Source organism: Saccharicrinis sp. GN24d3 (assembly GCF_052400645.1).
GTDB lineage: Bacteria > Bacteroidota > Bacteroidia > Bacteroidales > Marinilabiliaceae > Saccharicrinis.
The window spans coordinates 124944-148695 of sequence record NZ_JBQTGI010000015.1 but is presented as its reverse complement, the minus strand read 5'-3'; the positions used below and the strand labels follow the sequence as shown (position 1 = coordinate 148695).

Here is a 23752-nt window from a genome sequence, read left to right as displayed (position 1 = left end):
AAAAAAGTTATTGTTTGGAGTTTGATTTTTCAACGGCTTTAATAAACACCTCGTCCATGCTGGGCAAAATCTCCTGAAACGACCTAATTTTAAATTCAGGCAGTAGAACTGAGATAAGATGGTTAGTATCTTCGTGTTCACCCATTTTAATTTTGGCCATAAAGCCACCATGGCTTTTTTGGAGGGATTTAATTTCGTAGTTTCCGTTTAATATGCTTTTGAATAGATTATCGTCACCGGTAAATTCAATCATCACTTCATTATTCTTGAAGGTCTGTTTTACTTCATCCACATTACCCTTCAGTATACTTTGGGATCTGTTGATCAGGCAAATGTCGTCACAAAGTTCTTCAACGGAACTCATATTATGCGTAGAGAAAATAATGGTGGAACCTTTTTCTTTTAACTCTAATATTTCGTGCTTCAGTATACTGGCGTTAATAGGGTCGAAACCGCTGAAAGGTTCATCAAAAATCAGTAATTCGGGTTCGTGCAACACGGTTACAATAAACTGTACTTTTTGCTGCATGCCTTTTGATAGCTCTTCCACCTTTTTGTCCCACCAAGCCCCAATCTCAAATTTCTCAAACCAATATTTAAGTTTTTTGAAAGCGTCCTGTTTCTTCATCCCCTTTAAGCGGGCCAGATACATGGCTTGCTCACCAACCTTCATTTTTTTGTACAAACCCCGTTCCTCCGGCAGGTAACCGATACGGTATATGTCCTCGGGGTTTAAAGGAAGACCATTAAAAAGGATCTCGCCTTTATCCGGCATCGTGATGCGGTTGATAATTCTTATAAATGTGGTCTTTCCTGCACCGTTGGGGCCAAGCAGCCCAAATATTTGATTTTTAGGAATCTGAATGTCGATGTTGTCGAGTGCCAGGTGGTTGGCATATTTTTTTACCACCCCCGAAGCTTCCAATAAGTTCATAATGGGAAATTAGGTAATAAATTTTCTCAAAAATAAGATTTTAACCCGAACTATTTAAGAATTGAGGCATATAATAGTACATAGTATTTACCCCGGAGATATGGAGGTATAAGTAAAAAGTAATAACGTATCCGCTCAAAGCTAACGGGTAGCATCCTTATTTGCAAGATGCGGATTCAGAGTGACATCCTTATCTGGCCGTTTTACCCCTTCTGACCAGAACTATTCCATATTCCTTTTCGATAAATAAAAAATAGTTGTAGAGTTGATAGTTAAGGTCAATGCCATAATCGATATGGGGGCTGTAATCAATCTGGGTTTCAAAGAAGTCGCCATACCTCATCGGGTTATTGTGGCGGATATTCCATTCGGTAACATACTGAATATTCCAGGTTCGATAATATTCGTTTGAATAGAAGTCTTTGGGTGGTTGGGTTACCAGAAAGCTATCGTATCTGGTGTCGAAGATAATTAACTCGTACTCCGTAGTATCGTTTTCGCTTTCGTTGATTATGGCAGTCTCGGTGTCTCCTTTTGATACTGGTTTGGTGCTGTTGCACGCAATGGCAAGCAGACCCGTTAATAGAATGTATATTGTTAGTTTCATAGCTGTAATAATAAGGTGGATATTTCCTTAAAGTTACAAAAAAAGCCCCAAGAATGAACATCTGAGGGCTTTGCTATTTTTGAACAAGGGATGTTTTATTTTTTGCTTTCTTCTATCAATTTGATAAATTCATCGAACAAAAATTCGGTATCCGTTGGCCCACTGGAAGCTTCCGGATGAAACTGAGTGGAGAAAAACGGTTTAGATCTGTGTTTGATGCCCTCGTTACTTTTATCGTTAATGTTGATAAACAAAGGCTCCCAATCATCAGTTAATGAATCATTATCCAAGGCATAACCGTGATTTTGCGATGTGATATAACAGCTATTGGTGCCTACCTTAATGGCTGGGTGATTATGGGCACGGTGACCGTACTTTAGTTTGTATGTGCTTCCTCCTGAGGCTATTCCTAATAACTGATTACCAAGACAGATTCCAAAAATAGGCTTGCCGATTTCAATAGCTTTCTTAATGTTCTCCACCGTTACAGAACACATTTCAGGATTGCCCGGTCCATTTGAAAGCATGATGCCATCATAATCCTCCTGGGTAAAATCATAATCCCAAGGAACCTGAACGACCGTGGTGTCTCTTTTTAACAGACAGCGTAATATATTATACTTCGCTCCCGTATCTACCAGTATAACTTTGTGTTTTCCTTTGCCAAAAACCTTGCGCTCTTTTGTACTTACCTGAGCAACAAGATTATCGCAGTTAGGGTCATATTGTTCAATTTCTTCGTCATCAATTAATATCTTTCCTAACATTGAACCTTTTTCACGAAGGATTTTTGTCAATGCGCGTGTGTCAATGTCAAAAATACCAGGTACCTCGTTTTGGATCAACCATTCGCGAAGCGAGTTTTTGGCATTCCAGTGACTGTACTCAAAAGAATAATCGGAAATAATTAATCCTGAAATATGAATTTCGTCCGATTCGTAAAATAATGGAATCCCGTGTTCCTCGGTTTCATCTTTGGGCACACCATAGTTCCCAATCAACGGGTAGGTAGAAACCAAAATCTGTCCCTTGTACGATGGGTCTGTTAAACTTTCGGGATAACCGGTCATGGCAGTGTTGAAAACAACCTCACCGGAAATTGATTTATGATATCCGAACGACTTTCCTTCAAAGACAGTTCCATCTTCGAGTACCAATTTAATTCCTTTTATTTCAGGCATAACATCAAGATAATCCATTAATTAATACAGAGTTGTTTTAAGTAGCAACACTCAAAACCTCCATTGTTTATTCCGGGCGCAAAGGTAGTAAATAATTACATTTTGAGCTAATAAAAGATACCGTTATGTATAAATATTAGGTATATTAAATAATTGCGTATAAATATGCATTCGTTGCTTGGGTTATTCTTGTGTCACAAATTCTGATATTGTGAGGAAGTTGTCTTAACTTTAAAGTATGTGTAGTTTAGATGTTCAATACAGGTCCAGTAACTTTTTTAGGGGTTTGAGATATTCATTATGTTGGTTTCTTTGGTTTTTACATCTTACAACGGCATCTCAGATTAAACCTGCCGACAAACCGATTTTTATAAGTTTAGGTGCATACTATGGTTCTTTTCGGGTTCATACCGATAAACTATCGGCATTTAAAGGGGTTACACCTCGAGGGGTAGAGGTGGAATTCAGTCGATGGATACTGACCGAACAGGCCAGGCAATCCTTTGGTATCTTTCCCAAATGGGGTGTAGGGTTAAATTATGTGGATTTTGGTCATGCCGATCTGGGATATTCCATTAATGGGGTAGCCTATGTGGAACCTTTTTTAAAGGCTCATGGCAATTTGCGCTTGTCGGGCAAGCTGGGAACAGGTTTTGCCTATCTGAACAGGCCATACCAGGCCCAATCAAACCCGTTAAACAGGACTTATAGTACAAATTTTTCGTTTCCCTTGGTTGGGGGTATCAGTGCTTATTATTTTTTTACTAACAGTTGGGCGTTAAAAGCCAATGCGTCGTTCCGTCATATTTCAAATGGCGGAATCAAAAAACCTAATTTGGGGATTAATTATACAGTAATCGGGCTGGCCATAGAGCATACATCAAACACCTATGTTATGCCTAAAGCTTCCAAACTTAATCCGTATGAAAAAAACAAAAGAAGTGAAATCTTAATGGGTTATTCTTGGAAAAAGGATACGGTAAATGATCATAAAAAAAACGTGGCAATGCTTTGCTTCAACAGAAGTTTCAGAGGTGGTCGAATAAATGCCTTTACGCTTTCCGCAATGATGGAGTACCAACAAAATCCGGGAACCCGAATTGCAATTGACCAGTGGAGTATAGCACCTTTGATAGGCAATGAATTTTTAATTGGGGATGTAAGGTTCGGACAGCAGTTGGGGGTATATCTGCTGCAAGGTGCGACGGCAACCAACAATGTATTCCAGCATTACTATTTGCGATATTTATTCAGGAACAAGTTTACTGCCGGAACAAATTTAAAGGTGCATGGAAGGGTGGCGGATTATTTGGCTTTTCAGGTTGGGATTATACTTTAGTTTATAGGTTTTATGATAGAGTATATGAATGAACCAGGATAGGACATCTGATTTTATTTTTTTATCGTTTTTACATGATTGTTATGGGCGGCAATTATTTGAGCGATGGAGTTGGAGAAATCTCCGTAGGCGTCATTCGCTTGCTTCATGGTATGAAGGTAAACGATTAAATGGTTGTTTATAGTATTCAATATTTGTTTTTTAATGGATGTGGCACTTTCTTTCATACCCATCCTAACCATTTTTGATTTGTCACGTTTTTGGGCCTGTTCAAAATCTTTTTGTGCTTTCTTTAAACTTTCGCAAATCTCAAAACAGGAAGGTAGCTCAACAATGGTAGCTTGAATATCCGGCTGAGCTAAATCTTTAAGCAATGCATTAATTATTGACGACTCAATTGCATAACCTTCGTTAATCATACCCATACCGTATTTGTCGAATATCAGTTTTAACTTTTCGGCCGCTTTTTTAATGGTATTGTTGGGATGGTGTTTAAAACCTTTTAGCAGGTGATTGAATGAGCGGATTATATCGTCACGGTTCATGTCTTTTTCTTCGAGTTTCGAATCGGAGTTTGTTTGATTGATTGCTTCTGATAAATCCTCCGATTGTATGGCCAGTTTACCGAACAGGTTGCTAAGGTACACATCTGCACTCAAATTACTCTGATCAAATGCGGTTATCATAAGTTTGATGCTGGCGCATACATCCGTGTTTCGGCTGTGATTTATTAGTTTTTCTGTCATGGCGCGATGAATTATAAATGCAGACTGATATTGTATTATCAATGTACAACAATTTACCCAATAAATAAAAAAGGCTGTCTGATATTTCCCCCACAGACAGCCTTTTCATTACCCAATCAACAAAAACACTTATCTCGATTCTAATGGAAGATAAGTAGAACGGTCAATTACACACTTGTATGCCGGACGGATAATTCGTCGGCTCGAGAATGTAACCTCCTCTATACGATGCGCAGCCCATCCTGCGATGCGGGCAACAGCAAATATCGGAGTATATATTTCTTTAGGGATTTTGATGCATTCGTATACAAATCCCGAATAAAAGTCCACGTTGGCGCAGACAATCTTTGCGTTTTCTCCCTTAAAGTTATAAAAAACTTCGGGTGCTAGCTCTTCAATTAGTTCATATAGCTTAAATTCATCTATTCGACCCTTTTCTTCGGCTAGTTCGCGTGCCTTTTCTTTCAATAAAACGGCCCGAGGGTCTGAGTAAGTGTAGATGGCATGTCCAATTCCGTATATTTTTCCGGTATGGTCAAAAGCCTCTTTTTTCAAGAGTTTTAGCAGATAATCCGCAACCTCTTTTTTATCGCTCCAATCCTTAACGTTTTCTTTGATATTTTTCATCATATCAATCACTTTTAGGTTGGCTCCACCATGGAGTCCACCTTTCAGCGAGCCTAGTGCCGCAGCGATGGCAGAATAGGTGTCGGTTTGCGCCGAACTTACCACTCTTGTTGTAAACGACGAATTGTTACCTCCGCCATGCTCGGCATGAATTACCAGGGATAAATCCAACAAGTCGGCTTCGAGTTTGGTATACTCATTTCCCTTTAACATATACAGGAAGTTTTCCGCTAAACTCAAATGTTTTTGCGGGTGGCGAATAATCAGTGATTTGCGCTGGAAAGAATGGCGCATGCCGTAATACGCATATGCTACAATCACAGGGAATTTAGCAATCAAACTGATGGCTTGCTTCATCAGGTTGACGTGGCTGTAATCTTCCGCATCTTCGTCGGCAGCATATAATCCAAGGACGGAACGAGCCAGCATGTTCATCACATCGCGCCCTCGCAACGACAAAATCATATTTTTTGAAAAAAATGGAGGCAGTTCGCTTTGTTCAGCAAGATACTCGGTAAAGTCGTTTAGCTCAGTTTGGTTTGGCAGCTGGCCTGTTAATAAAAGATAAGCTGTCTCCTCGAACCCGTGCCGACCGGTGGAAAGAAATCCTTTGGCCAGGTCCTTCAGTTCGATGCCGCGATAGTAAAGTTCACCTTCGCAAGGCACCACTTTGCCATCTATATTTTTGTACCCAACCACATTTCCAATATGGGTTAAGCCAACCAGTACACCAGAAAAATCGTCGTTTCTTAAGCCCCTTTTAACTCCCATTTGGTTAAAAAGGTCTTTTTCGATTTCGCAAGATTGAACGGCCATCTTAGCCAGGTTTTCCAATAATATCATTTTATCTCTCCTATTTTTATTTCTGTTAAAGAATTCAATGCCCTGTGAACGGTATCAAAACTGAAAGAATCAATCAGGCTTTCCATCTTTTGTTTCACCTCGGCATTGCACAAATTTCCTATGGTTCCCTCATGTGAATGTTTTAAGGTTGGTTCGGGTTCGAATTTTCCTTCCTCAATCAGCGCTCCAATTTGCTTGTAGGCATCTCTAAAAGGAACGCCTTGCAAAACCAACTTATTAACCTCCTCAACACTAAATGCATATTTATACATTTCGTTGTTGAGCACATCTTTTTTTACGGTGATGTTATTTACCGCAAAAGTAGCTAAATCCAAGCAGCTAATTAGTTCATCGAAGGCAGGCAAAAAGTTTTCTTTAATCAATTGTAAGTCCCTGAAGTAACCGGATGGGAGGTTTCCCGTAATCATCCCAATCGTTTCGGGAAGGGCCTGAATCTGATTGCATTTGGCCCTGATCAACTCAAATACATCAGGGTTTTTTTTGTGCGGCATGATGCTCGACCCGGTGGTCAATTCTCCCGGCAACGTTAAAAAACCAAAATTCTGACTCATATATAAACAAGCGTCCATGGCAAATTTTCCGACCGTATAGGCAACGGAACTTAAGGCCATAGCCACATTTTTCTCTGTTTTACCTCTGCCCATCTGTGCGTAAACTACATTGTAGTTCAAGTTGTCAAAGCCCAGTAAGTCCGTGGTTAACTGACGGTTTAATGGAAAGCTGCTGCCATAGCCTGCCGCCGCACCTAGCGGGTTCTGATTGGTGATTTTCCATGCGGCCTTCAACATCTGCATGTCGTCAGTTAAACTTTCGGCATAAGCACCAAACCATAAACCAAACGATGATGGCATAGCTACCTGTAAATGCGTATAACCAGGAATAAGGTAATCTTTGGTGTTTTCGCTTTGGGTTTGTAAAGCTTCAAAAAAATCATTGACTGCTCCTACAACTTCTTCGATTTTACTACGGATAAAAAGTTTTAAATCTAACAGCACCTGGTCGTTCCGAGACCTTCCGCTATGCACCTTTTTGCCTGTATCTCCCAAGCGTTCTGTTAACATCATCTCAACCTGGGAGTGAACATCCTCCATTCCGTCTTCAATTCTGAAATCTCCCTTAAGCGTTGTTGAATAGATGTTCTTTAGTTCATCCATCAATTGACTTAACTCATCTTTCTGCAACAGCCCAACGCTTTCGAGCATTGTGATGTGAGCCATGGTTCCAATTACATCAAACGGTGCCAGGTATAAATCCATTTCACGGTCTTTACCCACGGTAAAATTTTCAACCTTCTCGTTTACTGTTATGCCTTTATCCCAAAGTTTCATTTATTTCCTATTCACTTTATAGCATACCAATTGCTATCCGCAATCGGTTGTTTATCATTGCGTATTTCCCCAAGTAATGTAAAAAGATGGTAATTACGAATTGCTAACTGCGTTATCACTATTTCTTATAGTTGAGGCAAATATAAATTAATAAACTAACAATTTCAAATGGAGTTGTTAAATTAGTGACATTTGTCACATTTTTTAACGTTTACTGTAATGTTATAATATTAAGCCATTTAGGAGCTCAAAATAGATTTTAATTCCTTCTTCTATTTCACCTATTTTGATGTACTCATCAGCCGTATGAGAACGCGCGGAATCGCCTGGCCCCATTTTTAAAGTGGTAAAACTCATAAGTGCTTGGTCAGATGTAGTTGGAGAACCATAATATGTCCTACCTAGTTTCAATCCCTTACGAACCACAGGATGCTCCAAAGGAATATATGAACTGTTTAATCTGACGCTTCTAGGTGTTACTTTACAATCAACCTTGCGCTGAATAATATCTGCAGCTTGCTGGTTACTATATTTCTCATTTAATCGCACATCCACCACAAACTTACAGGAATCAGGAACCACGTTATGCTGAGAGCCAGCCTGCACTTGGGTAACCGTCATTTTTACCGGTCCAAATAATTCCGAAACCTCCGGGAATTGAAAGTTTTTAAACCACTCAATATCCGGCAGTGCTTGATAAATGGCATTGATACCTTCGTTTCTGGCAGCATGACCCGCCTTTCCTTTGGCTTCGCAATCCAAAACCAACAATCCTTTTTCGGCCACTGCCATTTGCATTTGCGTTGGCTCTCCTACAATGCCCAGGTCAACAGGGCCGAGTTCATCCAGAATCATGGCAATCCCGTTTTTACCTGATATTTCTTCTTCAGCAGTTGCAGCATATACCAAATTATAGGGTTGTTCCGTTTCTGATAACAATAAGAAAGTAGCCAACAATGAAACCAACGGGCCTCCCGCATCGTTGCTTCCCAGACCGAAAAGTGTATCGCCTTCTGATGTGGGTTTAAATGGCGGGTAAGTCCATTTTGACGAAGGTTTCACCGTGTCTAAATGCGAGTTCAACAAAATAGTTGGTTTGTCGGCGTTTTTCTCCCCCGACCATACCCAAACGTTGTTGCCTTTTCTGTGAACAGGTAATCCTTTCCCTTTTAAGAACGATTCCATTAAATCGGCAGCTTTATCCTCTTGTCTGCTAAATGATTCGGTAGAAATCAGTTTTTTCAGCAGCTCAATAACATCGTTACTATAGGTTTGAATGTTTATCATTATTCGTTTGTTAGTGTAGTTCCTGAATTCAAACCAGCCTTTAAACCTTGTGTATTGGTAATGTTTATTTTTTTAACGCCACTTTTCAGCGCATTAAATCCATTATCGAGTTTTGGTATCATTCCTTCGGCAATAATGCCACTCTCTTGATATTCTTTAAACAACTTGTGTGTTAAGTTTTCAATAACAGAATCGTCGTCGTCAGGATTGCTCAATACCCCTTTTTTTTCGAAGCAGTACACCAAGTTTACATCAAACGTTTGGGCCAATGCGCATGCTAACGATGATGCCATGGTATCCGCATTGGTGTTGAGCATATTACCCATGCCATCATGTGTTAATGGAGCTATCACTGGAACCACGTTTTTGTTAATCAGTTCTGTTAGCTCTTCGGTTTGTACAGATACAACATCTCCTACGTAACCGTAATCGATATCTTTAACAGGACGTTTGATGGCTTTGATGAGGTTTAAGTCGGCACCGGTTAAACCAACCGAATTGGCACCTTTTGCTTGTAATGAGGCCACTATGTTTTTGTTGACCAATCCTGCGTACACCATGGTAACCACTTTCAGGGTTTCCAGATCGGTGATTCTTCTGCCATCTACCATTTTGGTTTTTATGCCCAGCTGTTCCGCTATTTTGGTGGCTGAACGTCCTCCGCCATGAACCAGTATCTTATGGCCTTCGAGTGCCACGAAATCGGTCAGGAGTTCTTGCAGTGATTCAGGTGTTTCGACTACTCTGCCGCCTACTTTGACTATGGTTATTTTTTGCATGGATTAATCAATATACGTTGAACCCCTTCAGGGTTCATGATTTACATTATTAGCACCATGGGTTTCACCCGTGGTATATTCAAAATTCTTGGTGAACCCTGAAGGGGCACAATTTACTTGTCAGTATACTTTTGCATGATTCAACTTGTGATTTACAAACTTTCCAATATCCTCTTTATCACCGTCTGTGCTGAAACAACCCTGTTGGCTGCTTCCTCTACCACCAACGAATTTTCGCTTTCGATTACCCCATCTGTTACAATCATGTTTCTGCGAACAGGCAAACAATGCATAAACTTGGCATTGTTGGTCAAGGCCATTTTTTCTTCGTTAACGGTCCAATCTTTATCCTCACAAGTTACTTGACCATATTCTTTAAAGGAAGACCAGTTTTTAGCATAGATAAAATCAGCCCCTTCAAATGCTTTACGTTGGTCGTATTCAACATTTACGCCTTCCGTAAATTCATCGGCTAGCTCATATCCCTTGGGATGGGTGATGACGAATTCCACATCGGCTTCTTTCATCCATTCTGTAAATGAATTGGCTACAGCTTGCGGTAAGGCACGTGGATGCGGTGCCCAGGTCAATACCACTTTGGGACGTGCTTTTTGTTTGTGCTCTTCAATGGTAATTAAATCGGCAAAAGCCTGTAAAGGGTGACGGGTGGCCGATTCCAGACTAATCACTGGAACCCCTGAATATTGTATAAACTGGCTGATGACTTTCTCATTACAGTCGTCCTCTTTGCTTTCGAAGGTAGCAAAAGAACGAACTCCAATCATATCGCAATATTGTCCGATTACCGGAACCGCCTCTTTGATGTGTTCGGGCTTGTCGCCGTCCATTACCACGCCCATTTCTGTTTCCAGTTTCCAGCCGTTTTTGTTAATGTCGAGCACCATCACGTTCATACCCATGTTCATGGCTGCCTTTTGCGTGCTTAAACGGGTGCGAAGACTGGAGTTGAAAAATACCAAGATGATTGTCTTGTTTTTTCCCAATTCCTGAAATGCATAGGGATTTTGTTTTACCTCGAACGCATCTTTCAACGCTTGTTTTAAATTACCTATATCTCCAACTTTTAAATATCTATTCATTTTTTATTGTATCAAGTATTAAGTATTCAGAATAAGCAGCCGGTTTTAAGCTGGGCGAATATTCCCATCACCCTTAATCAGCCATTTGTAACTGGTAAGTTCCTTTAAGGCCATGGGGCCACGGGCATGAAGTTTTTGGGTGCTTATGCCTATTTCGGCTCCTAACCCAAATTGAGCTCCGTCGGTGAAGGCTGTTGAGGCATTGGAATACACCGCTGCAGCATCTACCTCGTTAAAGAATCGAGCGATAGCTTCAATATCTTCGGCCACGATGGCTTCGCTATGTTTTGAGCTGTACTTATAAATATGGTTGAGGGCTTCATCTATACTGTCCACTGTTTTTATGGACATTTTATGTGATAGAAACTCGGTTCCAAAAGATTTTTCGGTTGCTTTTTGCAATAGTTCGGCAGGGTAATTTCCTTCCAGTTTTGCAAAAGAATTATCATCGGCAAAAACCTCAACTTTAAAAGCTTTCATTCCCTCCACTATTTGAGGTAAGTTGTTTAACTGACTTTTGTGTAAGACCAGGCAATCGAGGGCGTTACAAACACTCGGTCTTCTGGTTTTGGCATTGACCACGATGTCGGTTGCTTTTTTTACGTCAGCCGAAGCATCCACATACGTATGAACGATGCCCGCTCCTGTTTCGATAACAGGAATATTGGCGTTCTCACGAACCGAATTGATCAGGTTCTGCGAGCCGCGAGGGATCAGGATATCCACATAACCGATCGCATTCATCAACTCAGTGGCGGCAGATCTATCGGGAGGCAACAGTTGCAGCAGTTCGGGATTAAACCCTTGTTTTTTTAAAACCTCATGAATTAAAGCTGCTATAGCTTTGTTAGAAAAATCAGCATCGCTACCACCTTTTAAAACACAGGCATTCCCCGATTGCAAACAAAGTGAAAAAACATCGAAGGTCACATTGGGGCGAGCCTCATAGATAACTCCTATTACGCCAAGCGGAACACGAACTTTCTGCAATGACATGCCGTTATCCAGTACTTTCTCCTCCAAAACTTCTCCAATAGGGAAGGGAAGTTTAGCCACATTTCTGATATCTGATGCAATGCCTTCGATTCGTTCTTTGGTTAACTTGAGGCGGTCGTATTTGGGGTCGTTTTCATCCATACGCTCCAAATCCTTTTGATTGGCGACTAAAAGTTGGGGAATGTTTTTCTCCGCTTCATCCGCTAACTTGTTCAGCAAGGTTACGATATCGTCCTTCTTTACTCTGGACAATCCACGTGCGGCTTCTTTAACTTTTTCGAATTGATGTAAACACTGCATGATATTTGTGATTTAGAATTTCAACGTATAATTAATACAAGTACAAGTAATCGTAATGAATAAGGGGCTGGTATTTTTCATCGTACAGATGCGCATCAGCCTTGGAGCGGTCATACTTGGCTTGTCCGATTCCTATAGCTTTTCCATCTTCCGATATGATTTTTAGCAAGTCACCCTTTTTAAAGTTGCCTTGCATTTGGGTTACGCCCGCTAACAATAAGCTGGTGGCCCGTTTTGCGTTTAATGCATCCAAAGCTCCCTGGTTGATGTGCACCTCGGCATTCGCAAAGGATTCCGAGTAGGCCATCCATTTTTTTACCGCTGGATATTTTTCTCCTTTGATAAATTGGGTATGTTCTACTTTTTCCGGGTTGCGGTTAAGGTCAACCAGAATGTTTTCTTTGGTACCATTGGCTATGTGTACCGAAATTCCTGAGGAAGCTGTTTTTTGGGCGATATGGCACTTGGTCAGCATGCCTCCACGTCCAAAATTAGATTTGGTTGTGGAAATATATTCCGATAAATCGGCATTGGAGCTGTCGATAGTCCTGATGACTTCCGAGCTTTCATTGTTGGGGTCGCCGTTGTAAATACCGTCGATATTACTCAAGATAAACAGCGCTTCCGAGCTCATCATGGTGGCTAAAAGCCCTGCCAGCTCATCGTTATCGGTAAACATCAGGGCCGTAACCGACACCGCATCGTTCTCGTTGATAATAGGAACAATGCCATTGTCCCACAGCGTGGTCAGGCAGTTCTTCATGTTCAGGTAGTGCTCCCGCGACCTAAAGTCTTGTTTTGTCACCAACACCTGGGCGCACTGGATATGGTGGTTTTCGAACAGTCCTGAATAGGTGTTCAGTAATTTTACCTGACCAACCGATGACAGTAACTGGCGCGAAGAAACAGTGTCCGTCTTTTTGTTCACTTGAATCATTGACCTTCCTGCCGCAACAGCACCGGAAGAAACCAAAATGATTTTTTTGTTTCGTTGATGTAATTCGGCTATTTGGTCAACCAGGTGCGAAACCCTTTCTTTATGAAGGGTGCCATCGTCTTTGGTTAGGACGTTGGAGCCTATTTTTATGGTAATGGAATTAAACACGTTTTTTTGACTAATAGATTAGAGACATTAGACCCGGTAAACATCGGGTAGACTACTTCCCGTTCTCAATTTTATTGAACGAGGTTAACAATCCTTTGATTAGAGCAGAGCTAAAACCTTGATGCTCCATCTCGTTTAATCCGGAAATGGTTACGCCACGGGGTGTGGTTACTTTATCTATTTCTTCTTCGGGGTGGGTGCCGGCTTTTATCAAGAGGTCGGCAGCTCCTTTCACGGTTTGGGCAGCAATTTGTAGCGCCAAATCAGATCCGAAACCAATCTCTATCCCTCCTTGCGTAGCAGCACGTATAAATCTGAGTGCGTAGGCAATTCCACAAGCTGCCAAAACCGTGGCGGATGACATGAGCTCTTCCGGAATAATAATGGCTTGTCCGACTTGCTCAAAAAGCGTGAGCACAATCTTTTCTTGCTCTACATTGGCATTATGTGCCGAAACGCAGGTCATCGATTCACCAATGGCAATAGCCGTGTTAGGCATCGCCCTGAAAACAGGCAGTTCTTTGCCAAAATATTTTTCGATGGAAAGTGAATCAACTCCTGTGGCCAAAGAGATAATAATCGTATTTTCCTTAACGGATGAGCTAATTTCTTCTACAATTTGTTGGATCTGGTAGGGTTTAACGCCCAGAAAAATAATATCTGCGTCGGCAGCAGCTTGTTTGTTGTTGGAGCCGGTATTGATGCCAAGTTCTTTAAGGTTTTGTATAAGTTCCTTTCTGCGTCGGGTTACAGTCAGGTTCGACGCTTCAACAATTTTAGAGTTTACAATGCCTTTGGCGATGGCTTGCCCTAAGTTTCCGCCACCGATGATGGCAATTTTTTTGCTTTCCATAGTATGCCTTTGTTTGATTTCGAGATTTATTCACGAACAACAAACAGACGGTTATTCCATGAATCAATAACCCGAGTTCGAATTAAAATCAGCTTAAACTGTTGCCGTATTTCTGGGTCGATCTCAGGTTAATACTCTACACCATTAATTTCAACTTTAACATGCCCCCAGTTTTCTCCCGATTTAATTCGGTATAACTGCATCTCGCTAATGCCAAACTGTTTGGCTATAATTTTTAAGCGAGATTTGCGCTTGGGGTCAAATATTTTTCGTTTTAAACGAATCACTTCTGTCGACGAAAGTTTGTGGCCTTGTTCCGTTTTTCGTCCTTTTTGTTTTTCTCTGGCCTCTAACACCGACGGGTTTTGTTGCTGATGTTCAAAAACCTCGTCCTTGTTACTCCACTTCAGGTTATCGATAAAGTTGTTGTTCTTGTTGTAATCCACGTGAATCACAAATTTAGCATCTTCCCTGTCGTTTTCTAAAAAATATTGGGCGACTAATTTATGGATGTAAAAAGTTTTTGACTTTCCGAACGGTCGAACAGGTAACGTGGCATAACCTCTTAGTCTACCACCTTTTATAATATCCCCTTCTTCCAACTTGTCGGTGTAACTGATTACTCTTCCGTAATTAGAAATGGCATACTTCTTTTTAAGTGCGCCTTCCTCAAAATCAATGTCTTTCCACTCTTCGTTCCAGAAAAATCTAATCATGGCCTGCGTATGTTGATGTAAATTTAATAACGCATCAAGCCACTAAATTATTGAATGGATTTTACCAATTTATCTATAAACAAATCAGCTTCGCCAATACTAAGATTTAATGGAGGTAAAATTCTAATGGTTTTAGTGCCTGATACTCCGGTAAATATTTTGTCTTCAAAAAGAAGTTTCTTTCTTAATTCCACAATTTCATCCGCAAATTCTACGCCAATCATTAGCCCATAGCCACGAACACTGCATCCTTTTAACATCTTTTTAGCTTTGGTGATAATGTGCGCTCCGACTTTTCGGGCATTTTCTATCAAATCTTCCTTTTCCATTACCTCTAAAACTGCCAGCGCAGCTGCACAGGCCAGGTAATTTCCTCCAAAGGTGGTACCCAACATTCCAAACCAGGGTTCGAATTTATGGGATATTAAAACCCCTCCTATGGGAAAACCGTTTCCCATCCCCTTAGCCATGGTCACTAAATCGGGTTTTACCTTGCTGTATTGAAAAGCGAAGAATTTACCCGAACGTCCATAGCCTGATTGTATTTCGTCCAGAATCAATACGGCCTCATATTTATTACAAAGCTGCTCCAGTCCTTCCAAAAAATCGGCATCCGGTACAATGATGCCGCCAATACCTTGAATACCTTCAATAATAACGGCACAAATATCATTGTTTTTTAATTCTTTTTCAACAGCATCGAGATTGTTGAGCTCAAGAATAACCGACTCGTGGTTGCTATTGATTGGAGCAATTATTTTGGGGTTGTCGGTAATGGCTACCGCAGCTGAAGTACGTCCATGAAAGCCTTTTTTAAAGGCGATTACTTTCTTTTTGCCCGTTGCAAAAGAAGCTAGCTTTAAAGCATTTTCATTGGCTTCGGCTCCCGAGTTGCAGAGAAAGAGATCATAATCGTCCAAGCCGGATACTTCGCCAAGCTTTTGGGCCAAATCCTTTTGAAGTTGATTCTGAACCGAATTTGAATAAAAACCAATTTGATTCAACTGCCGTGTAATACGCTCCACGTAATGGGGATGTGTATGCCCAATACTGATGACGGCATGACCGCCGTATAAATCCAGATATTTATTGTCGTCTTTGTCCCAAACGTAGCATCCCTGAGCCCTTACAGGCTCTATGTTAAAGAGAGGATATACATCAAATAGTTTCATTCTTTTTAGATTTTTAGTTAAGGGATGAATTGGTGACAGGCTCTATTCTCCCTTAGATGCTTGAGCCCCGCCGGGATTCAATTACAATTGTTCCACAAATACCGGATTATTATCCGGAGCTGATTCATGGTTGTTCTAATTTATTATTCCTGCAGGGTTTTGGCTACCCTGCAGGAATATAAGCATGTCTTCTTTTTGTCCACATCTAAATTAAACCTTTTTTTGCATTGTCTTTTTAATTAGATGGGTGGTTCTTTCCTACCGAAGGTTTTGATATTGGTTATGTTTCGGTATAATCTATTTTTACAACCACAGGTTATAAAAAAAGATCAAAAGGCCACGGATTTAAGGCGAAGACCTGCTTTTTCATCCAGTCCGAACATCAAATTCATATTGTGCACGGCTTGTCCCGATGCTCCCTTTACAAGGTTGTCGATCATGCTGATGATGAAAACCTTGCCATCATGTTTTTCAACAAACACCATTGCTTTGTTTGTATTGACCACCTGTTTCAGGTTAGGATTGGTATCTGTAACCGTAACAAAGGGATGGTCTTTATAATAATCTTTATATAATTGTACAGCTTCTTCCTGGCTGAGGTCACTGTCGGAATAAGCCGTTGCCATAATGCCACGGGCAAAATTCCCGCGTACCGGTACAAAATTGACAGGCTTATCAAAGCCGTTCTGCAATTGTTGGATCGATTGTTTTATCTCGCCTAAATGCTGGTGCGAAAACGCCTTGTAAACCGAAACATTGTTATTTCGCCAACTGAAATGCGAAGTGGATGTCGGTTTTTGTCCTGCACCTGTTGAACCGGTGACCGCGTTCACGTGAACTTCATTTAATTTTCCGGCAGCAGCCAAAGGCAACAGGGCTAATTGGATGGCCGTTGCAAAGCAACCCGGGTTGGCAATCTTAGTGGCCGACTTGATGGCTTCCATATTTAATTCGGGCAAACCGTAAACAAAGTCGTTCCCTTCTGCTTTAATACGATAGTCGTGACTGAGGTCGATGATTTTGATGTGCTCAGGAATGTTGTTTTCTGTCAGAAATTCCTTTGACTTGCCATGACCCATGCATAAAAATATCACATCTACTTTGTCGGTATCCAATTTAGGGGCGAAGTTCAAGTCGGTGTCTCCCAGCAAATCAGTATGAACCGCAGCTATTGGATTCCCGGCATTACTTGTACTTTGAACGCATGTGATTTCCACATTGGGATGAGTCAGTAAAATTCTTAATAACTCACCTGCGGTATATCCGGCGCCCCCAACTATTCCTACTTTAATCATTTCTTATTAGCTATAGAGTGAAACGATACCCGTCGCATGCCATTTGTTATGGACGTGAATCGATTGTTGCATAGAGCCGTTTTGCGTTGGTCTCGTATGCTATAATGGTTATTATTTTATAACGTTCTGCATTTTTAGGGCCTACCCACGAACATTATTTGATATCTAGCTGTCCTTTATTAACTGCGTTAAAAATTTTAAGCTGATTGCCCAGTATGGTCGTAAACCCTTTTACATCATCACCGCTCCAACCTTTGTTTACTTCGCCATAATCTCCAAAACCTGAGTTCATCAAATCATTGTCTGATTCAATCCCTACCAATTCGAAGCGATAAGGCATCAACTTGAGGATCACCTTTCCTGTTACATTCTGCTGGGAATTGTCAAGGAACTTCTCGATGTCCCTCATCACAGGCTCCACATATTGTGCCTCGTGCAGTAGCATTCCGTACCAGTTACTCAGTTGCTCTTTCCAGTACATCTGCCACTTGGTAAGCGTATGTTTTTCCAGCAGGTGATGCGCCTTGATAATTAACATTGGTGCCGCAGCTTCAAATCCCACTCTACCTTTGATGCCGATAATCGTATCTCCCACATGCGTATCGCGCCCGATAGCATAGGCCGAACCGATGGCTTCTATTTTTCGGATGGCATCTACCGGTACATCAAAAGTTTCTCCATTTACGGAAGCTATCTCACCTTTGGCAAATTCAATAATCAATTCGGTTGGCTCTTTCTTCTCAAGTTGACTTGGATAGGCATCTTCGGGTAGGTTTTGGTTGGAAGTCAAAGTTTCCTTGCCGCCAACACTGGTGCCCCAAAGGCCCTTATTAATGGAATATTCCATCTTTTTCCAGTCTCTTTCGACCCCATGTTTCTTTAAATATTCGATTTCCGCTTCACGCGAAAGGGTTAAGTCACGGATGGGTGTGATAATTTCAATCTCAGGCGCAATAATCTGGAAGGTCAGGTCGAAACGAATCTGGTCGTTACCGGCACCGGTGCTTCCGTGCGCAATGTATTTGGCTCCTATTTTACGCGCATAATCCACAATGGCATATGCCTGAAAAATTCTTTCGGAACTAACTGACAATGGATAAGTATTGTTTTTAAGGATGTTTCCGTAAATCATGTAGCGGATACAATTACGGTAGTAAATATCCGTAACATCTAACGTTTCGTGCTTGGAAACACCAAGTTTGTATGCGCCTTCTTCGATGGTTTTCAGCTCATCGTCAGAGAAACCTCCTGTGTTAGCAATGGCAGAATATATGTCCAGATTCTTTTCGTGCTTTAAATATTTAACACAAAATGAAGTATCTAATCCACCGCTAAATGCTAAAACTACTTTTTCCATTATTATAATTATTTATTGAGCGAATCAAACTTAATCTCCTCGCATTGTTGTTTACGATATTAATTTTGCTTGCAACCTCTTAAAATAAGATACTTTGTTGCTGTCTTTCTTTCTGTTTCCTTTAAGGAACACGGACTGTTTGAACCTTAACCACCTTCCGTACACGCCGAGGCTTTTTTCTTTTTCTAATTTTACGGCGTGTTTGGGATCGTAAAGCATGCCGGTACACAGGCAATGTTTACGGTTTGTCCTGACTAATATGTCATAATTCACACAGCTTTGGCAACCTTTCCAAAACATCTCGTCATCGGTCAATTCCGAAAAAGTGACTGGTTTGTAACCGAGTTCCGAATTAATTTTCATCACGGCCAACCCGGTGGTCAACCCAAATAGTTTGGAATTCGGGAATTTGTCCCTCGACAGTTCAAAAGCTTTGGATTTAATCGCCTTAGCCAAGCCTTGTCCTCGATAGCTATCCACCACTATTAAACCTGAGTTGGCTACAAACCTGTCGTGTCCCCACGATTCGATATAGCAAAAGCCGGCAAACGCTTCTTTGTACAAGGCAATGATGGCCTTCCCTTCGTTTATTTTTTGAATGATGTAACCAGGGCTTCTCTTGGCAATACCAGTCCCTCTTACCTTTGCTGCATCAGCGATTGTATCGAGAATCTCATCTACATATTTTAAATGAGATTCGTTGGCAACACTTATTTTAAAATCGTTATTCATTTATTTTCAACTCCTACAAATCAACTACAAAGTTTTGTTCTTTAACCCAGGAATAAACATTGACAATACTTCAAGAATATGACCTTTTGAAACACCTTCCCTGTTAATCAAAAGTATGGTGTCATCCCCTGCAATGGTCCCCACGATCTCGTAAGGGTCGTGGCTGTCAATTATCGAAGCTATGCCACCTGCAAATCCAGGTCGTGTTTTGATGACCGCCAGGTTGCCAGTAAAATCAATTGAGTCAACGCCGCCAATTGGAAAATCATCTTGCACATCCTCGTTTGATTTTGCGCCGCCAAAAGGTAATTCATAAATATATCCCTTATCAAGATGCGGGACCTTCGCTACCTTTAAAAATTTTAAGTCTCTGGAAAGGGTGGCTTGTGTTGTCATAAAACCTTCCTTCTCTAAAAGTACTAACAGATCTTCCTGACTGCTCACTTTCTGAGAACTGATAATGTTTTGAATAGCGGTTAGTCTTTGTGCTTTGATTTTCATTGCATAAATATTCAATTGCACTGCAAAAATATACACTTTTTAAAAATATTCAAAAGGATTTTGCAAAATATTTGTATTTTTGCACCCAATATATCTTGGCAAAATATGTGTTGTTGGTTTATTTACAGTTAATAATGCTGTTTTTGAAGGTGCTGGTTTAGGAAGATTATCTGGGATATGGCATAGGAATTCAGGAACTTGTGATTTCTTTAACGCTATTTTGTTGAGAATAAAAATGCATAAGAATACGTTTACATCAATTTTATAATAGCCAATTACAAATGAACAAAGACATTAAAAAAGTAGTAATACTTGGTTCGGGAGCGCTAAAAATCGGCGAAGCAGGAGAGTTTGACTATTCAGGTTCACAAGCCCTTAAGGCATTGAAAGAAGAAGGTATTGAAACGGTTTTGGTCAACCCAAACATTGCTACTGTTCAAACTTCGGATAAAATTGCCGATAAGATTTATTTCTTGCCGGTGACCCCATATTTTGTGGAGGAAGTCATTAAAAAAGAAAAGCCGCAAGGTATATTATTGGCATTTGGTGGTCAAACTGCCTTGAACTGCGGTACCAAGCTTTATTTATCGGGAGTGCTGGAAAAGTACAATCTGGAAGTGTTGGGAACACCGGTTCAATCCATTATCAATACCGAAGACCGTGAGATCTTTGCCAATAAGCTAAAAGAAATTGATGTAAAAACACCTATCAGTATAGCGGTGACTTCTGTTGAAGAAGCGGTAAAAGCTTCCGATGAGATAGGGTTTCCGATTATAGTAAGAGCTGCTTATACACTAGGGGGTATGGGTAGCGGATTTTGCTACAACAAAGAGGAACTGGTAACGCGTGCCGAAAATGCCTTCTCATACTCAAACCAGATCCTGGTCGAGGAATCGTTGAAAGGATGGAAAGAGGTGGAATACGAGGTGGTTCGCGATAAATACAATAACTGTATTACGGTTTGTAATATGGAAAACTTCGACCCGCTTGGAATCCATACAGGCGAGAGTATTGTTGTTGCACCATCGCAAACGTTATCGAATTCAGAATATCATAAACTGCGTGAGTTGGCCATTAAAATCATCCGTCATATCGGGGTGGTTGGGGAGTGTAACGTTCAATATGCGCTCGACCCAAAATCGGAGGATTATCGTGTAATCGAGGTGAACGCCCGTTTGTCTCGTTCCAGTGCCCTGGCTTCCAAGGCGACAGGTTACCCATTGGCATTTGTAGCGGCTAAACTTGGGTTGGGTTACGGATTGCACGAACTGAAAAACTCCGTTACCAAAACAACAACTACCTTTTTTGAGCCTGCCTTGGACTATGTGGTTTGTAAGATTCCGCGTTGGGATTTGAACAAATTTAACGGTGTGAGCAAGCAGATTGGCAGTAGTATGAAATCGGTAGGTGAGATTATGTCTATCGGCCGTACTTTTGAGGAAGCCATTCAAAAAGGACTAAGGATGATTGGTCAGGGGATGCACGGTTTTGTGGCTAACCAACCGTTGAAAGGAATCGATGTTAAAACAGAGCTTGCCGAACCAACGGATCAACGGATTTATGCCATTGCCGAAGCCTTTAAGATGGGTATGAGTGTTGAAGAAATCCATACATTAAGTAGGATTGACCACTGGTTTTTGGAGAAGCTAAAGAATATACATGACCTGGAAGTAGAGTTAAGAGGATATACGCACCTGGAAGACTTACCCGATGATCTGTTGAGAAATGCCAAACGTTCCGGGTATTCCGATTTCCAAATAGCCCGCTGTGTGTTTAAGAGCACAAGCGAGGTGATTGGAAACGATTTGCTAAAAGTAAGAGCTGAGCGTAAAAAGCGTAACATCTTGCCGGTGGTTAAGCAAATTGATACCATGGCCGGGGAGTTTCCTGCGCAAATCAACTATTTGTATATGACCTATAGTGGCAGCGAACACGATATAGATTATGAGAATGATGGCAAGTCGGTAATCGTTTTGGGCAGTGGCGCTTATCGTATCGGAAGTTCGGTGGAGTTCGACTGGTGTAGCGTAAATGCACTAAACACGATACGCGACCAGAAATACCGTTCGGTGATGATTAACTACAACCCTGAAACGGTAAGTACCGATTATGATATTTGTGACCGATTATATTTCGATGAGCTTTCGTTTGAGCGCGTTTTGGATGTGGTTGATTTGGAACAGCCCAAAGGGGTGATTGTTTCTGTGGGAGGTCAAATTCCGAACAATTTGGCGATGAAGCTGAATGGACAGAATGTACCTATTTTAGGAACTTCGCCAGAAAATATTGACAACGCGGAGAACCGACAGAAGTTTTCGGCTATGCTCGATAAGCTGGATATTGACCAGCCACGTTGGAGTGAGTTGACTTCGGTTGACGATATCTATACTTTTGCCGAAGAGGTAGGTTTCCCTGTTTTGGTTCGTCCAAGCTATGTGCTGTCGGGAGCTGCCATGAATGTGGTGAGTAACAAAGATGAGCTGGAGCACTTTTTAACGTTGGCTGCTAATGTTTCCAAGGAATACCCTGTGGTAGTTTCCGAGTTTATTGAGGAAGCCAAGGAGATTGAAGTAGATGCAGTAGCTAAAAACGGCGAGTTGGTGGCTTATGCTATTTCGGAGCACGTAGAGTTTGCCGGGGTGCACTCGGGTGATGCTACCATCGTTTTCCCTCCGCAAAAGTTGTATATCGAAACCATGCGCCGGGTGAAGAAGATTGCCAGGGAAATTGCCAAGGCGTTAGATATTTCAGGGCCATTCAACATGCAGTTGCTGGGTAAAAACAACGAGCTTAAAGTGATCGAGTGTAACCTGAGGGCGTCGCGAAGCTTCCCATTTGTGTCTAAAATCCTTAAGGTTAACCTGATTGATATAGCTACGCAGGTAATGTTAGGTATGGATGTGCAGAAACCGAACAAGAACTTGTTCGACCTGGATTGTGTGGGTATCAAAGCCCCGCAGTTCTCGTTCGCGCGCCTGGCCAAGGCCGACCCGGTGTTGGGAGTTGATATGTCATCAACAGGTGAGGTGGGTTGTATCGGAGATAATTTCGACGAGGCAATCTTAACTTCAATGCTTTCTGTGGGGTATTCCATTCCGGAAAAGAATGTGTTGATTTCTTCAGGTCCTTTACGTTCGAAGATGGAATTGCTGGAAAGCGCCAGAATGCTTAAAAAACACGGGTATAATATTTTTGCGACAGGCGGGACTCACAAGTTTTTTGCGGAAAACGGTGTGGAGACCACCCATATTTACTGGCCAAGCGAACCGGACCAGCATCCGAATTCGTTGGAAATGATTCGTAAGAAGGAAATTGATCTGGTAATCAATATCCCGAAAAACTTAAGCACCAACGAGCTGAAAAACGGATATAAGATTCGCCGGAGTGCCATCGATTTTAATATTCCTTTGATTACCAATGCTCGTTTGGCAAGTGCTTTTATTCATGCATTTTGTAAAATGGGCAAGGAAGATATCCATATTAAGAGCTGGCAAGAGTATAAATAGGATAATTAGTAAATCAAAGAAAACTCTCTGTTTTATTAATATCCCTTTGTAACCCCTAACCCCTAAAGGGGAATTCGCTCTCTCCGCGAGGTTCTGGTTCTCCCTTTAGGGAGTTAGAGGGTGTTGATGGACAAAATGAATACCCCTTTGTAATTACCCCTAAAGGGGAATTCGCTCTCTCCGCGAGGTTCTGGTTCTCCCTTTGGAGCCTGTCCCGAACTCGTAATCGGGGGAGTTAGAGGGTGTGGATGGACAAAATGAAGCGTTTTCTTATAGCCACTAATTAGATATTAACGATTGAAGCCACAGGGAATTTTCTCTGTGGCTTTATTTTTTATTCCTTTATCAAGTTGACGTAAAAACCATATCTTTGTCAACTGCATTTTATACCGCTTTTACAATGAAGTTAGTACTTGGTTTTATACAG

General features: G+C 41.2%; 20 protein-coding genes. 2 read left to right on the top strand and 18 right to left on the bottom strand.

All coding sequences use genetic code 11. The features are described from left to right. Window positions 1-7 precede the first annotated feature (7 nt). The 3 genes from ACT29I_RS17960 to carA form a co-directional block, all read right to left on the bottom strand. On the bottom strand, window positions 8-934 hold the full coding sequence (locus tag ACT29I_RS17960; RefSeq protein WP_430934397.1) for an ABC transporter ATP-binding protein: 927 nt from the start codon (window positions 932-934) through the stop codon (window positions 8-10). A 190-nt stretch (window positions 935-1124) separates the two neighbouring features. Beyond that, window positions 1125-1541, bottom strand: a complete 417-nt coding sequence (locus ACT29I_RS17955) for a DUF6146 family protein (protein WP_444794052.1) — start codon at window positions 1539-1541, stop codon at window positions 1125-1127. A 95-nt stretch (window positions 1542-1636) separates the two neighbouring features. Beyond that, window positions 1637-2740: a glutamine-hydrolyzing carbamoyl-phosphate synthase small subunit gene (gene carA, locus ACT29I_RS17950; RefSeq protein ID WP_430934399.1), complete on the bottom strand. Its 1104-nt coding sequence runs from the start codon at window positions 2738-2740 to the stop codon at window positions 1637-1639. Window positions 2741-2960: 220 nt separating this feature from the next. Between carA and ACT29I_RS17945 the strand changes: the two genes are divergently transcribed. Continuing rightward, entirely contained in the window at window positions 2961-4061 is a 1101-nt protein-coding gene (locus ACT29I_RS17945; protein WP_444794051.1) for an acyloxyacyl hydrolase, read from the top strand. A 53-nt stretch (window positions 4062-4114) separates the two neighbouring features. On the opposite strand, the gene ACT29I_RS17940 is transcribed toward ACT29I_RS17945, so the two are convergent. The 15 genes from ACT29I_RS17940 to ACT29I_RS17870 all read right to left on the bottom strand — a co-directional run bounded on the left by ACT29I_RS17940 (window position 4115) and on the right by ACT29I_RS17870 (window position 19819). Continuing rightward, entirely contained in the window at window positions 4115-4807 is a 693-nt protein-coding gene (locus tag ACT29I_RS17940; protein ID WP_430934401.1) for a DUF6261 family protein, read from the bottom strand. 129 nt (window positions 4808-4936) lie between these two features. Then, the gene (locus ACT29I_RS17935; protein WP_430934402.1) at window positions 4937-6277 is read right to left on the bottom strand and encodes a citrate synthase; all 1341 of its coding nucleotides are present in this window, start codon (window positions 6275-6277) and stop codon (window positions 4937-4939) included. Then, window positions 6274-7626, bottom strand: coding sequence for an argininosuccinate lyase (gene argH / locus ACT29I_RS17930; RefSeq protein ID WP_430934403.1), 1353 nt, complete (start codon window positions 7624-7626; stop codon window positions 6274-6276). The genes ACT29I_RS17935 and argH overlap by 4 nt, the downstream gene beginning before the upstream one ends. A gap of 222 nt (window positions 7627-7848) precedes the next feature. Next, complete coding sequence (locus ACT29I_RS17925) at window positions 7849-8913, bottom strand: M20 family metallo-hydrolase (protein ID WP_444794050.1); 1065 nt, start codon at window positions 8911-8913, stop codon at window positions 7849-7851. Further along, window positions 8913-9692, bottom strand: coding sequence for an acetylglutamate kinase (gene argB / locus ACT29I_RS17920; protein WP_430934405.1), 780 nt, complete (start codon window positions 9690-9692; stop codon window positions 8913-8915). Before argB ends, ACT29I_RS17925 begins: the two co-directional genes overlap by 1 nt. A gap of 152 nt (window positions 9693-9844) precedes the next feature. Beyond that, the gene (locus ACT29I_RS17915; RefSeq protein WP_444794049.1) at window positions 9845-10792 is read right to left on the bottom strand and encodes an N-acetylornithine carbamoyltransferase; all 948 of its coding nucleotides are present in this window, start codon (window positions 10790-10792) and stop codon (window positions 9845-9847) included. Between the two features lie 45 nt (window positions 10793-10837). Continuing rightward, window positions 10838-12088: a glutamate-5-semialdehyde dehydrogenase gene (locus tag ACT29I_RS17910; RefSeq protein ID WP_430934407.1), complete on the bottom strand. Its 1251-nt coding sequence runs from the start codon at window positions 12086-12088 to the stop codon at window positions 10838-10840. 31 nt (window positions 12089-12119) lie between these two features. Further along, window positions 12120-13193, bottom strand: a complete 1074-nt coding sequence (gene proB, locus ACT29I_RS17905) for a glutamate 5-kinase (protein ID WP_430934408.1) — start codon at window positions 13191-13193, stop codon at window positions 12120-12122. A 52-nt stretch (window positions 13194-13245) separates the two neighbouring features. Then, a complete protein-coding gene (gene proC / locus ACT29I_RS17900) occupies window positions 13246-14046 on the bottom strand; it encodes a pyrroline-5-carboxylate reductase (protein WP_430934409.1) in 801 nt (266 codons plus the stop codon). 128 nt (window positions 14047-14174) lie between these two features. Continuing rightward, on the bottom strand, window positions 14175-14762 hold the full coding sequence (locus ACT29I_RS17895; RefSeq protein WP_430934410.1) for an NUMOD4 domain-containing protein: 588 nt from the start codon (window positions 14760-14762) through the stop codon (window positions 14175-14177). Between the two features lie 47 nt (window positions 14763-14809). Continuing rightward, on the bottom strand, window positions 14810-15934 hold the full coding sequence (locus tag ACT29I_RS17890) for an aspartate aminotransferase family protein (RefSeq protein WP_430934411.1): 1125 nt from the start codon (window positions 15932-15934) through the stop codon (window positions 14810-14812). A gap of 329 nt (window positions 15935-16263) precedes the next feature. Further along, window positions 16264-17229 (bottom strand): N-acetyl-gamma-glutamyl-phosphate reductase, encoded by a 966-nt coding sequence (gene argC / locus ACT29I_RS17885; RefSeq protein WP_430934412.1) that lies wholly within the window; start codon window positions 17227-17229, stop codon window positions 16264-16266. 154 nt (window positions 17230-17383) lie between these two features. Then, entirely contained in the window at window positions 17384-18586 is a 1203-nt protein-coding gene (locus ACT29I_RS17880; RefSeq protein ID WP_430934413.1) for an argininosuccinate synthase, read from the bottom strand. 51 nt (window positions 18587-18637) lie between these two features. Further along, window positions 18638-19318 carry a GNAT family N-acetyltransferase gene (locus ACT29I_RS17875; RefSeq protein WP_430934414.1) on the bottom strand — a complete coding sequence of 227 codons (681 nt, stop codon included), beginning with the start codon at window positions 19316-19318 and terminating at the stop codon, window positions 18638-18640. 24 nt (window positions 19319-19342) lie between these two features. Beyond that, window positions 19343-19819 carry an arginine repressor gene (locus tag ACT29I_RS17870; protein ID WP_430934415.1) on the bottom strand — a complete coding sequence of 159 codons (477 nt, stop codon included), beginning with the start codon at window positions 19817-19819 and terminating at the stop codon, window positions 19343-19345. Between the two features lie 281 nt (window positions 19820-20100). Here ACT29I_RS17870 and carB point away from each other — a divergent pair, with 281 nt between their 5' ends. Further along, a complete protein-coding gene (gene carB, locus ACT29I_RS17865; protein WP_444794048.1) occupies window positions 20101-23325 on the top strand; it encodes a carbamoyl-phosphate synthase (glutamine-hydrolyzing) large subunit in 3225 nt (1074 codons plus the stop codon). Window positions 23326-23752 lie beyond the last annotated feature (427 nt).

Bases quoted from the DNA above. Each gene is read 5' to 3' on its own strand.
- ACT29I_RS17955 (WP_444794052.1), bottom strand. From the start codon at position 1,541: ATGAAACTAACAATATACATTCTATTAACGGGTCTGCTTGCCATTGCG.
- ACT29I_RS17910 (WP_430934407.1), bottom strand. From the start codon at position 12,088: ATGCAGTGTTTACATCAATTCGAAAAAGTTAAAGAAGCCGCACGTGGA.
- proC (WP_430934409.1), bottom strand. From the start codon at position 14,046: ATGGAAAGCAAAAAAATTGCCATCATCGGTGGCGGAAACTTAGGGCAA.
- ACT29I_RS17890 (WP_430934411.1), bottom strand. From the start codon at position 15,934: ATGAAACTATTTGATGTATATCCTCTCTTTAACATAGAGCCTGTAAGG.
- ACT29I_RS17870 (WP_430934415.1), bottom strand. From the start codon at position 19,819: ATGAAAATCAAAGCACAAAGACTAACCGCTATTCAAAACATTATCAGT.
- carB (WP_444794048.1), top strand. From the start codon at position 20,101: ATGAACAAAGACATTAAAAAAGTAGTAATACTTGGTTCGGGAGCGCTA.
- ACT29I_RS17925 (WP_444794050.1), bottom strand. From the start codon at position 8,913: ATGATAAACATTCAAACCTATAGTAACGATGTTATTGAGCTGCTGAAA.
- ACT29I_RS17880 (WP_430934413.1), bottom strand. From the start codon at position 18,586: ATGGAAAAAGTAGTTTTAGCATTTAGCGGTGGATTAGATACTTCATTT.
- ACT29I_RS17935 (WP_430934402.1), bottom strand. From the start codon at position 6,277: ATGATATTATTGGAAAACCTGGCTAAGATGGCCGTTCAATCTTGCGAA.
- carA (WP_430934399.1), bottom strand. From the start codon at position 2,740: ATGGATTATCTTGATGTTATGCCTGAAATAAAAGGAATTAAATTGGTA.
- argC (WP_430934412.1), bottom strand. From the start codon at position 17,229: ATGATTAAAGTAGGAATAGTTGGGGGCGCCGGATATACCGCAGGTGAG.
- ACT29I_RS17895 (WP_430934410.1), bottom strand. From the start codon at position 14,762: ATGATTAGATTTTTCTGGAACGAAGAGTGGAAAGACATTGATTTTGAG.
- ACT29I_RS17960 (WP_430934397.1), bottom strand. From the start codon at position 934: ATGAACTTATTGGAAGCTTCGGGGGTGGTAAAAAAATATGCCAACCAC.
- argH (WP_430934403.1), bottom strand. From the start codon at position 7,626: ATGAAACTTTGGGATAAAGGCATAACAGTAAACGAGAAGGTTGAAAAT.
- ACT29I_RS17915 (WP_444794049.1), bottom strand. From the start codon at position 10,792: ATGAATAGATATTTAAAAGTTGGAGATATAGGTAATTTAAAACAAGCG.
- argB (WP_430934405.1), bottom strand. From the start codon at position 9,692: ATGCAAAAAATAACCATAGTCAAAGTAGGCGGCAGAGTAGTCGAAACA.
- ACT29I_RS17945 (WP_444794051.1), top strand. From the start codon at position 2,961: ATGTGTAGTTTAGATGTTCAATACAGGTCCAGTAACTTTTTTAGGGGT.
- ACT29I_RS17940 (WP_430934401.1), bottom strand. From the start codon at position 4,807: ATGACAGAAAAACTAATAAATCACAGCCGAAACACGGATGTATGCGCC.
- ACT29I_RS17875 (WP_430934414.1), bottom strand. From the start codon at position 19,318: ATGAATAACGATTTTAAAATAAGTGTTGCCAACGAATCTCATTTAAAA.